Origin of the sequence: Neobacillus drentensis (assembly GCF_036962765.1) — a bacterium.
Classification (GTDB): Bacteria; Bacillota; Bacilli; order Bacillales; family Cytobacillaceae; genus Neobacillus; species Neobacillus drentensis_C.
The window spans coordinates 1-11,451 of record NZ_JBALOS010000246.1 but is presented as its reverse complement, the minus strand read 5'-3'; the positions used below and the strand labels follow the sequence as shown (position 1 = coordinate 11,451).

Annotated in this window: 10 protein-coding genes; 1 reads left to right on the top strand and 9 read right to left on the bottom strand. The window is 41.4% G+C overall.

Annotated elements, in window-relative coordinates:
* Positions 1-268: 268 nt before the first annotated feature.
* The 9 genes from purD to purK form a co-directional block, all read right to left on the bottom strand.
* Positions 269-1,531, bottom strand: coding sequence for a phosphoribosylamine--glycine ligase (purD, locus tag V7137_RS25195; protein WP_335700617.1), 1,263 nt, complete (start codon positions 1,529-1,531; stop codon positions 269-271).
* Between the two features lie 13 nt (positions 1,532-1,544).
* Entirely contained in the window at positions 1,545-3,077 is a 1,533-nt protein-coding gene (purH, locus tag V7137_RS25190; RefSeq protein ID WP_335700616.1) for a bifunctional phosphoribosylaminoimidazolecarboxamide formyltransferase/IMP cyclohydrolase, read from the bottom strand.
* On the bottom strand, positions 3,074-3,652 hold the full coding sequence (purN, locus tag V7137_RS25185; protein WP_335700615.1) for a phosphoribosylglycinamide formyltransferase: 579 nt from the start codon (positions 3,650-3,652) through the stop codon (positions 3,074-3,076). Before purN ends, purH begins: the two co-directional genes overlap by 4 nt.
* A gap of 2 nt (positions 3,653-3,654) precedes the next feature.
* Positions 3,655-4,689, bottom strand: a complete 1,035-nt coding sequence (gene purM / locus V7137_RS25180; RefSeq protein WP_335700614.1) for a phosphoribosylformylglycinamidine cyclo-ligase — start codon at positions 4,687-4,689, stop codon at positions 3,655-3,657.
* A 14-nt stretch (positions 4,690-4,703) separates the two neighbouring features.
* On the bottom strand, positions 4,704-6,992 hold the full coding sequence (purL, locus tag V7137_RS25175) for a phosphoribosylformylglycinamidine synthase subunit PurL (protein ID WP_335700613.1): 2,289 nt from the start codon (positions 6,990-6,992) through the stop codon (positions 4,704-4,706).
* A complete protein-coding gene (purQ, locus tag V7137_RS25170) occupies positions 6,979-7,662 on the bottom strand; it encodes a phosphoribosylformylglycinamidine synthase subunit PurQ (RefSeq protein ID WP_335700612.1) in 684 nt (227 codons plus the stop codon). The genes purL and purQ overlap by 14 nt, the downstream gene beginning before the upstream one ends.
* A 12-nt stretch (positions 7,663-7,674) precedes the next feature.
* Positions 7,675-7,929, bottom strand: a complete 255-nt coding sequence (gene purS / locus V7137_RS25165; RefSeq protein WP_335700611.1) for a phosphoribosylformylglycinamidine synthase subunit PurS — start codon at positions 7,927-7,929, stop codon at positions 7,675-7,677.
* Positions 7,922-8,641, bottom strand: coding sequence for a phosphoribosylaminoimidazolesuccinocarboxamide synthase (gene purC / locus V7137_RS25160; RefSeq protein WP_335700610.1), 720 nt, complete (start codon positions 8,639-8,641; stop codon positions 7,922-7,924). Before purC ends, purS begins: the two co-directional genes overlap by 8 nt.
* Before the next feature lie 64 nt (positions 8,642-8,705).
* The gene (gene purK / locus V7137_RS25155; RefSeq protein WP_335700609.1) at positions 8,706-9,833 is read right to left on the bottom strand and encodes a 5-(carboxyamino)imidazole ribonucleotide synthase; all 1,128 of its coding nucleotides are present in this window, start codon (positions 9,831-9,833) and stop codon (positions 8,706-8,708) included.
* A 195-nt stretch (positions 9,834-10,028) separates the two neighbouring features.
* Between purK and purF the strand changes: the two genes are divergently transcribed.
* Positions 10,029-11,408 (top strand): amidophosphoribosyltransferase, encoded by a 1,380-nt coding sequence (gene purF, locus V7137_RS25150; RefSeq protein WP_335700608.1) that lies wholly within the window; start codon positions 10,029-10,031, stop codon positions 11,406-11,408.
* Positions 11,409-11,451 lie beyond the last annotated feature (43 nt).

Here is an 11,451-nt window from a genome sequence, read left to right as displayed (position 1 = left end):
CGCCGCAGGCTCTGGATATTTGTCCTTTATAAGCGGTATGAAGGACAAAAGACGCCGTTGGAGCAAGAGATTTGTCCTTCATAAGCGGAATGAAGGACAAAAGGCGCCGCAGGCTCTGGATATTTGTCCTTCATAAGCGGTATGAAGGACAAAAGGCGCCGCAGGCTCTGGATATTTGTCCTTCATAAGCGGTATGAAGGACAAAAGACGCCGTTGGAGCAAGAGATTTATCCTTCATTCGGGTCGCTTATGAAGCCTCTAAAAATTGTCAACGAAATGCCTTTGATCCTATATCTGTTCGGTAATGAGCACCTATAAAAGATACCTTTTCTACGGATTGGTAAGCCAAATCTTTCGCTTCCGTCAAATGGTCTCCAACGGCAGTGATCCCCAGGACTCGACCGCCATTTGTTAGAATTTCTCCATCCTTTGCAGTAGTACCGGCATGGAATACAATTGTCGGATAAGTTATTTGGTCCAATCCTTTTATTATCAGGCCTTTTTCGTATGGTCCCGGATAGCCAGCAGAGGACATAATCACGCAAACAGCAGACCTGTCTTTCCATTTCACCTCTACATTTTCTAATTCTCCGGTGAGACTTGCCAGCAAAATATCAAGTAAATCTGTTTCTAACAGAGGAAGAACTACCTGTGTTTCCGGATCGCCAAAGCGGGCATTATATTCAATGACCTTTGGACCTGATTTTGTCAGCATCAAACCAGTATAGAGAATTCCCTCATATGGGCAGCCTTCTTCTACCATAGCTTTTGCCGTTGGTTCGACTATTTCATTAATAATCCGCTCAACCATTAATGGATCAATATGTGGTAACGGCGCATAAGTTCCCATTCCACCAGTGTTAGGTCCCTTGTCACAATCATATACTGCCTTATGGTCCTGTGCCGGAACCATTGCCTTTACAGTATTCCTATTCACAAAAGCGAGCAGGGTCAATTCTTCTCCTTCCAAAAATTCCTCAACAACCACCCTCGCCCCCGCTGAGCCAAAGGAAACTTCTTGCATCATACTTTGAAGTGCTTCTTCGGCTTCTTCCAATGTTTTTGCCACCACCACACCTTTTCCTGCAGCTAACCCATCCGCTTTGATCACGATTGGTGCCCCTTCACCGCGGACAAAAGAGAGTGCATCCTCATAGTTAGTAAAAGAAGAATATTTAGCTGTTGGAATCTGATACTTCATCATTAATTCTTTAGCGAACGCCTTACTTCCCTCTATCAATGCCGCTTCCTTTGAAGGTCCATATACCGCTAAACCCCGTTCTTTAAAATAATTGACAATACCCAATGAGAGAGGCTCTTCTGGTCCTACAAAAGTAAGATCGATTTGTTCTTTTTGTGCAAAATCCGCTAATTTCTTAATGTCTGAAACAGCGATTGAAACACATTCCGCTAACTCTGCAATCCCTGGATTGCCCGGAGCACAATAAACTTGAGTAACTTTAGAACTTTGAGACAGTTTCCAAACAATTGCATGCTCACGGCCGCCTCCCCCTATGACTAACACCTTCATTTCGTCTTACCTCCTAGTGTTTAAAATGTCTTATGCCTGTAAACACCATGGCGATTCCATGCTTATTTGCTGCTTCAATCGATTCTTGATCACGTATCGATCCACCTGGTTGAATGATGGCGGTAATCCCTACTTTAGCTGCTTCCTCGACCGTGTCTGACATCGGAAAAAATGCATCAGAAGCAAGGAAAGAACCAGCTGCTTTTTCTCCTGCCTGCTCAATAGCTATTTTGGCTGAACCAACCCGATTCATCTGACCTGCTCCCACGCCGATTGTTTGAAAATCCTTTGTCAATACGATCGCATTGGACTTTACATGTTTCACCACTTTCCAGGCAAAAAGAAGCTGTTCCACTTCTTCTTCCGAAGGACTTCTTTCGGTTACCACACGAAGACTTTCCGAACTAATTTGCTTTACGTCCTCTTCTTGAATTAAAACTCCTCCTGAAACAGAAGAAAGCAGCAATTCTGGTTCGGGTTCCATTCTTAAATCACCAACTCTAAGCAATCGAAGGTTTTTCTTTTCCTTCAACAGTTCCAAAGCTTCTTCATCAAAATCAGGTGCCATAATGATTTCAAGAAATATTTCTTTCACCCTTTCAGCCGTTGGCCTATCAATTTTACGATTTGCGGCAATAATTCCGCCAAAAATCGATACAGGATCGGATTCATACGCCTTTTGATACGCATCAAAAATTGTGTTTCCGATACCCACTCCGCATGGATTTGTATGTTTCAACGCAACAACTGCTGGTTGATCGAATTCTTTTACTAATTTTAAAGCCGCATCAGCATCATTGATGTTATTGTAAGATAATTCTTTTCCGTGTAATTGTTCAGCCATGGACAATGTTCCGGATTTCGCTAAGGGGTTTTGATAAAAGGCAGCATTTTGATGAGGGTTCTCTCCATATCGTAAGTCTTGTGCCTTTTCAAATGTAACGATAAATTGATCCGGCCATTCTTCTCCGCTTTGCTTTGTTAAATAATTAGAAATTAAGGAATCATATGCTGCAGTATGTCGGAACACCTTCGCAGCTAATCGGCTTTTCGTTTCAATGGTTACTTCACCATTTTTCATTTCATTCAGGATGATTGGATAATCTAGAGCGTCTACGACAACAGTAACAAAGGCATGATTTTTAGCTGCTGAGCGCAGCATGGTCGGACCGCCGATATCAATGTTTTCGATTGCATCTTCATATGTAACATTGGGTTTCGCGATGGTTTCTCTAAATGGATATAAATTCACGACAACCAAATCAATCGGCTGAATGCCAAGCTCCTCGATTTGCTTTCGATGTTCTTCCTTATCCCTAATGGCTAAAAGGCCGCTATGAATATTGGGATGAAGGGTTTTCACTCGGCCATCTAATATTTCCGGAAAACCAGTTACCTCAGATATACCTGTTACCTGTACACCTTTTTCAGCAAGCAGCTTAGCCGTACCGCCAGTAGAGATAATTTCCACTCCAAGTGCTTGTAATCCCTTTGCAAATTCCAAGATACCAGTTTTATCAGAAACACTAATCAATGCTCTTGTCATTCCGCAGCCTCCTTATTCGCCAGTCTTTGGATCACTTCTGGTAATAATGTGTGCTCCTCCACCTGAATCTTTTTTATCAATGTTTCTCTGGTATCTTCCGAATCAATTGTTACGGCACGCTGGTCGATAATCGGTCCTGTATCCATTCCTTCGTCCACAAAATGGACCGTGACTCCGGTTACCTTTACCCCATAATCGAGTGCTTGACCAATGGCATCTTTTCCTGCGAAAGCTGGTAATAAAGACGGGTGGACATTGATTATTTTCCGATCGTAAGCTTTAAGTAAAACATGACCTAGCAGTCTCATATATCCAGCCAGTACGATAAAATCAACCTCCAGTTGAGTTAACTTTTCAAGTATCTCTTCTTCATAGGCTTGTTTATTTGGATAATCTTTTGCAGTAAAAGAAAAAACCGGGATTGATTCATTCATAGCCTTGCGGACTGCAATGGCTTCAGGACGGTCACTGACCAGTAAAACCACTTCAACGTTATTGATTTTTTTTAATTTTATGGATTCCAGAATCGCAGCAAAATTAGAACCCGTACCAGAAGCAAAAACGGCAATCTTCATACTTACTCCTTCTTGAATACGACGTCTTCGTCTCCTTTTTGCACTGTGCCGATTACAAACGCATCTTCACCCAACGTTTCCAAGTGATCCAAAACCCCCTGAGAGTCCGCAGTATCGACTACTAAAATCATCCCTATTCCCATATTAAAAGTTCGGAACATATCAAAATCAGATATTTTACCTTTTTGTTGGATAAAGGAAAAAATCCCCGGGACCTTCCATGATCCATCCCTAATTTCAGCCTGTAAACCTTTGGGTAAAATTCGTGGAATGTTATCATAAAAACCCCCGCCAGTTACATGTACCATTCCAGTGACATTAAATTTCCGTATCGTTGAAAGGACCGATTTCACATAAATTTTGGTGGGTTCAAGCAACACTTTTCCCAATTCAGTCCCCAATTCCTCCAAATAATCACCTAATGAGAGCTTGGCATCCTCCAATAGAACCTTTCGGACAAGTGAAAACCCATTGCTATGTATACCACTTGAAGTTAACCCAATGAGTGCTTGGCCTTCTTTTACTTTTGTTCCATCAATAACATGTTTTTGATCAACCATACCTACCGTGAATCCAGCAATGTCATATTCCTCGTCCTGGTACATTCCCGGCATCTCGGCAGTTTCCCCGCCAATTAGTGAACACCCCGCCTGAACACAGCCATCTGCAATCCCCTTAACAATCGCTTCAATTTTTTCCGGGATGATCTTACCGCAGGCTAAATAGTCTAGGAAAAAAAGCGGCTCGGCCCCTTGGACGATGACGTCATTTACACACATGGCAACAGCATCGATTCCAATGGTATCATGCTTGTTCATGGCAAAAGCAATTTTCAATTTGGTCCCTACTCCATCCGTACCAGAAACAAAAACAGGCTCTTCCATCTTCGATAAATCTGGTTTAAATAGGGCCCCAAAGCCTCCTAGTCCCGTTAAAACCTCTGGCCGGAAGGTTTTTTTTACATGTTTTTTCATTCGTTCAACTGCTTCATTTCCCGCATCGATATTGACTCCAGCTTGGCGGTATGCATCACTCACTTCGTTTCTCTCCTTTACGGTAAACTTGCAGAGATTTCCTGCATGTTGAGCTTTTTTAATAATCCCGAACGCATAATGTTAGGTATAGCATTTCGCCAGGCTTCTGCCAATTTAGTAATCGGTTGAGAAATGACGGTCTTACCATTATGTGTAATTGAAAGTTCCTGACCTGTCACATTACCGATTTCTTTTAGTGGCACCTCCTGCTGTTGCGCCATTTTCTTCATCTTCTCAGCATTTTCCGGAGCAACGGAAAGAATGATTCGAGATTGAGATTCACTAAAAAGGCTAAAGTCTGTTCGAAGTTCTTCGGTTACTTGAATATCGGCACCCATCTTCCCACATATACAGCTTTCAGCTAAAGCAACTGCTAAACCGCCTTCCGCTGTATCATGAGCTGACTGCACCAATCCTTCTTGAATCATTTTAAGGGTAAAAGCTTGTATCTTCTTTTCCAAATCAAGGTTTATCTGCGGCGGGCGCCCTTCGATCTTTCCTGTCATTATTTTTTGGTATTCTGACCCGCCTATTTCTGCTTTGGTATCCCCAATTAAAAAAATTAAATCTCCGTCTTTTTTAAATTCTTGAGTAGTAATATGGTCGATATCCTTAATTAACCCTACCATGCCAATGGTTGGTGTTGGAAAAATAGCTACTCCTTTTGTCTCATTATATAAACTGACATTCCCACCAATAACGGGAGTATTGAGTTGACGGCACGCTTCACTAATTCCATCCGCTGCCTTTTCAAACTGCCAGAAGATTTCCGGCTTTTCCGGACTTCCAAAGTTCAAGTTATCGGTAATAGCTAAAGGCTCCGCACCGGAACAAACTACATTACGGGCCGCTTCGGCTACCGCGATAGCTCCTCCAACAAACGGATCAAGATAAACATACCTTCCGTTGCAATCCGTTGTCATCGCTAAGGCTTTCCGTGTTCCACGGATTGCAACGACAGCCGCATCCGATCCAGGTATGACAGCCGTATTTGTTCTAACCATATAGTCATACTGTTGATATACCCACTCTTTACTAGCAATCGTAGGCGATGCTAACAATTGCTGCAGAACAGAATTATAATCCTTTGGTTCTTCAATGGATGCTGTTATGCCTAATGATGAATATTGTTCGTAATACGGTGCCTCTTTCGATGGCTTACAATACACTGGCGCATCTTCTGCAAGCTTGTCTGCGGGGATTTCCGCCACGATCTCTCCCTTGTGAAGTAAACGGAGTTGGTTATCATCAGTCACTTTGCCGATCACAGAAGAGTGGAGTCCCCATTTATCAAATATCTTTTTTACTTCCCCCTCTTTTCCTTTTTTCGCAACGACCAGCATTCTTTCTTGTGATTCGGAGAGCATCATTTCGTAGGCATTCATTCCTTTTTCGCGCTGTGGAACGAGATCAAGATCCAATTCAACGCCATTTCCCGCTTTACTGGCCATTTCAGAACTGGAGCTAGATAGCCCTGCCGCCCCCATATCTTGTATCCCGACCACATGACCAGAGGCGATCAATTCAAGAGTGGCTTCCAGCAGTAATTTTTCCATAAAAGGATCGCCCACTTGGACGGCTGGACGTTTTACTTCGGAATTTTCACTCAACTCTTCTGAAGCAAACGTAGCTCCATGAATTCCATCCCTGCCGGTAGCAGCTCCAACATAAATGACTGGGTTATCAATCCCTTTAGCGACGCCTTTTTGAATTTCATCATGGTTGATTAAACCCACACACATGGCATTCACCAGGGGATTGCCTTCATAGGAAGCATCAAAGTAGATTTCACCACCAACTGTAGGAATGCCCATACAGTTACCATATCCGGCAATACCCGCAACCACATTTTCAAAGATATATTTGGTTTTTGGGTTATCAAGTTCGCCAAAACGCAGCGAGTTCAATAAAGCGATCGGGCGAGCACCCATGGAAAAAACATCACGAATGATACCGCCTACACCTGTAGCCGCACCTTGATAAGGCTCAATGGCTGAAGGATGATTGTGGCTTTCAATTTTAAACACGACGGCTTGATTATCACCGATATCAACAATACCTGCTCCTTCTCCAGGACCTTGTAAAACGTGTGGTGCGGAAGTCGGAAAACGTTTGAGAACAACCTTTGAATTTTTATAGCTGCAATGCTCGGACCACATGACACTAAATATGCCCGTTTCCGTATAATTTGGTTTTCGCCCAAGAATTTCGATTACTTTATCAAATTCTTCATCGGTTAATCCCATTTCCCGATAGACCTTTTGCTGGGCGATTTGCTCAGGTGTTGGTTCTTTATGCTGTACCATGTTGTTTCCTCCAGTAACTTAAAATAGATGAAAACATACGTTTTCCGTCATCTGTTCCCAGCCATTTATGAACCGCACGTTCCGGGTGGGGCATTAATCCTAAAACATTTCCTCTCTCATTGATCACACCTGCAATCTCAGAAATCGACCCATTTGGATTCGTCCCTTTATATCTGAATACGATTTGATTGTTCTTTTCTAATTGATCCAACGTCTTTTGATCACAAAAATAATTTCCGTCGCCATGGGCAATGGGAATACGAATCGTTTCACCTTCCTGATAGTCTAATGTGAACGGAGTTTGGTTGTTTTCTACTTTTAAATCAATAGTGTCACAATGAAATTTTAATCGTTGATTTCTTCGCAAAGCACCAGGCAAAAGATTCGCTTCAGTTAGAATTTGAAATCCATTACAGACACCAAGAATCAATTTCCCCTCTTCAGCCGCTATTTTTACCTGCTCCATGACAGGAGACAAGCTCGCAACAGCCCCTGGCCGCAAATAATCGCCATAGGAAAATCCACCTGGAACAAGGATCGCATCATATTTTGATAGGTCCGTTTCAAGATGCCATACATATTCGACACACTGTTCAATCGTATCTAACACTGCTTTATACATGTCTACATCACAATTTGAACCAGGAAAAACCAGTACTGCAAAGTTCATATTATTCCCCTCCTATCCTTCCTGCTTGGTAAGATCAAAACGAAAGTCTTCAATCACGGTATTGGCTAACAGCTTCTCACACATATCCTTTACTCGTTCTTCTGCCGCCTTTTGATCATCACTATTAATTTCAAGCTCCATATATTTACCTATTCGTACATCGCCAACCTCATCATATCCAAGCGAATGCAGCGACTCATGAACTGCATTACCTTGTGGATTTAACACACTTTCTCTTAAGGTTACATAAACCGTTGCTTTAAACATTGACACTACCCCCAATTCTCCTTAATATTTCTTGATAAGCTTCCTGAACGTTCCCTAAATCACGCCTAAACCGATCCTTATCTAACTTTTCCTCTGTATGGGCATCCCAAAATCGACACGTATCCGGAGAGATTTCATCCGCTAAGATAATAGTGCCTGCTGGGGTTTTTCCAAACTCTAATTTAAAATCAACTAAGATAATATCTTTGTTTAAAAGATACTCTTTTAAAATCTCATTGATTTTCAGGGCTTGTTTTCGAAGTTCAACCAATTCTGGTTCTGAAGCGAGCTCAAGAATGGCAATATGATCATTGTTAATCAAAGGGTCCCCCAGCTCATCATTCTTATAGTAGAATTCCACAATTGTTTTTGGGAGTTCCTTCCCTTCCTCCCATCCCAATCTTTTTGCAAGTGAGCCAGCCGCTATATTTCTAACAACAACCTCTATCAGGATAATCTCTACTTGCTGAACAATCTGCTCTGTTAATGAAATCTTTTTAATAAAATGATTTTCCACGCCTTTTTCTTTTAACAAACTTAGGAAAATGGCACTAATCTCATTATTTAGAGTTCCTTTTCCTGCAATTTGCCCTTTTTTCACGCCATTGAAGGCAGTAGCATCATCTTTATATTCAATCCAATACTTTCCTGGTTCTGATGTTTTGTACACTTTTTTCGCTTTTCCTTCATAAAGCTGTTCTAATTTTTCCATTATTTTTTCACTCTTTTCACTCGTTGGTAATGATTTTAGCAGGACGACTCTAATCCACGTCCCCTTATGACCAAATTCCAAGTTCCTGAATTTGCTTGTCTATTTGCTCGAGATTTGAACCTAAAAAATTAATGTGACCCATTTTCCTGTTTTCTACGCTTTCCTTTTTGTCGTATAAATGTAGTTTGGCTGTTGGAGGAAGCTGATCTATTTCATCTAGCACTTTACTTAAATGCTGACCTAAAATATTAACCATTATAATCGGACTTAAAAGAGTAGTATCTCCTAAGGGAAGTCCACATATTGCCCGAATATGCTGCTCAAATTGAGAAGTAATACATGCATCCATTGAATAATGCCCGGAATTATGAGGTCTTGGTGCTAACTCATTTACGATAATTTCACCATCATTCGTAAGGAACATTTCGATCGCAATTAATCCTACTACTTGTAAGGAGTCAGCTATTTTTAATGCTTCAGTTTCCGCTTGAATCCTTTGCTCATCGGTAATTCTTGCAGGAACGAAGGACTGATGCAGGATATTATTAATATGGATATTTTCAACTACTGGGAAAGTCTTTGTTTGACCTTGGATATTTCGGGCAACAATCACCGATAATTCTTTGCAGAACGGGATAAATTGCTCGATGATCATGTCCATCCCTGCCTTTTGCCAAGCCTCAATCGCAATTGGTATGTCATCCCTGCTTTTTATAACCCATTGCCCTTTCCCATCGTAACCCCCTGTAGCTGTTTTCATTATGTAAGGCAATCCCATACGATCTATAGCCGTTTTAATGTCATTTTCCGAATGTATAACCAAGAAAGGAGCTACTCTCACATTAAAGGACTTTAAGGTGGATTTTTCCAGGATACGATTTTGGGTTATTTTGAGCAGTTCGCTTCCTTGAGGTACAAAGGATGTAGTTTCTAAAATGGAGGTTATAGTAGAATCTACATTTTCAAATTCATAAGTAATAACATCTGAGGAATCGGCTAGATCTTTAACAGCTTTGAGCTCAGTATAGGGAGCTGTGATTTGAAGATCTGCAACTTGTCCACATGGTGAGTCAGGTGTCGGATCCAAAGTAATGAAGCGATATCCCATATTTCTACCAGCAATTGAAATCATTCTTCCTAGCTGGCCTCCCCCTAAGATACCAATCGTTGAGCAGGGTTTAATGACTGTCAAAGCATTTTTCCTCCTTCATCCTTTTTTAAGCTTTTCATCATTTTAGGTTTTCCTGAAATGCACTCATTTACTTTTTTAATCAAAAAAACTTCTATCATTTACAAAACTAATACAATTTCAACTAGACAATCAAAAGGATAAAAATTCTACTTTCGCCAAAAATAATGAAATGAAATCAACGGGAGGAATACACAAATGGATTCAGAAATGAAGGAGAAATGCGGTGTATTTGGAGTTTTTAATCACCCCAAAGCAGCACATTTAACATATTATGGACTTCATGCACTTCAACACCGCGGCCAGGAGAGTGCAGGAATTGTGGCTAGTGATGGAAAATCATTCAGGCATCACAGGGGAATGGGATTAGTTACCCAAGTATTTTCACGTGAGATCCTTGATGGACTAAGCGGAAATATGGCCATCGGTCATGTACGATATTCTACCTCTGGTGCAAGTTTACTACAAAACGCACAACCTCTTGTTTTTAAGTACAGTGAGGGCGATTTGGCTGTTGCCCATAACGGGAACCTAGTGAATGCCAATATCGAACGGAAGGTTCTCCAGCAACAGGGTGCCATCTTTCAGACAACTACTGATACAGAAATTATTGCTCACCTAATAGCCCGTTCCAGTAAAAAATATTTTAATGAAACTGGACCTGAAGTTCTTAAGCGGATTGACGGTTCCTTTGCTTTGCTGATCATGACAGAAAAACAAATGCTGATTGCCCTAGATCGTCATGGCTTACGTCCCCTTAGCCTCGGAAAAATTGGTGAATCCATTGTCGCGTCGTCAGAAACATGTGGACTTAATGCGGTGGATGCTACGTTCTGGAGGGATGTTGAACCGGGAGAATGGCTTCTTGTTGACGAGACGGGAATTAAAACCGGCAGATTTGCTGCAAAAGGTGACGTTTCCCTTTGCTCCTTTGAATTTGTTTACTTTGCTCGTCCAGATAGTGTGATTCATGGAAGAAGTGTTTTATCCATCCGAAAAGAATTAGGACAAATTTTAGCAAAAGAACATCCTACTCCAGCTGATGTTGTCGTTGCTGTTCCAGAATCAAGTGTCCCTGCAGCAATGGGTTTTGCCCAACAATCAGGAATTCCATATGAAATGGGAATTATCAAAAACCCCTATGCCGGTCGTTCATTTATTGAACCAACCCAAGAATTACGGGACTTGGCCGTACGTCTAAAATTAAGTGCTGTTCGTGAAATTCTCGAGGATAAACGGGTAGTCCTTGTTGATGATTCGATTGTACGTGGAACGACAAGCAAGAGAATTGTTCAATTGATTCGTCAAGCAGGTGCAAAAGAAGTCCATGTACGAATTAGTTCCCCTATGGTAAGAAATCCTTGTTTTTATGGAGTGGATATGCCAACAAAAGAAGAACTTTTTGCTAACAAACATGAACATGAACGAGCAATGGGAAGTGTGATTGGAGCAGACTCATTAGCCTTTTTAAGTACCGATGGATTATTAGAGGCAGTTGATGTAGATCTGGCAGATACTAGCAACCGTTGTATTGCCTGTTTTAGTGGAGCATATCCAACTAATTTGTATTTGAAGTGATAACGTTAATTACACTAGGACCTCTATAATGGAAGTCCTAGTC

Excerpts from the sequence above, each read along its gene's own strand:
- purD (WP_335700617.1), bottom strand. The coding sequence starts at position 1,531 with ATGAAGGTGTTAGTCATAGGGGGAGGCGGCCGTGAGCATGCAATTGTT.
- purH (WP_335700616.1), bottom strand. The coding sequence starts at position 3,077 with ATGACAAGAGCATTGATTAGTGTTTCTGATAAAACTGGTATCTTGGAA.
- purN (WP_335700615.1), bottom strand. The coding sequence starts at position 3,652 with ATGAAGATTGCCGTTTTTGCTTCTGGTACGGGTTCTAATTTTGCTGCG.
- purL (WP_335700613.1), bottom strand. The coding sequence starts at position 6,992 with ATGGTACAGCATAAAGAACCAACACCTGAGCAAATCGCCCAGCAAAAG.
- purQ (WP_335700612.1), bottom strand. The coding sequence starts at position 7,662 with ATGAACTTTGCAGTACTGGTTTTTCCTGGTTCAAATTGTGATGTAGAC.
- purS (WP_335700611.1), bottom strand. The coding sequence starts at position 7,929 with ATGTTTAAAGCAACGGTTTATGTAACCTTAAGAGAAAGTGTGTTAAAT.
- purC (WP_335700610.1), bottom strand. The coding sequence starts at position 8,641 with ATGGAAAAATTAGAACAGCTTTATGAAGGAAAAGCGAAAAAAGTGTAC.
- purF (WP_335700608.1), top strand. The coding sequence starts at position 10,029 with ATGGATTCAGAAATGAAGGAGAAATGCGGTGTATTTGGAGTTTTTAAT.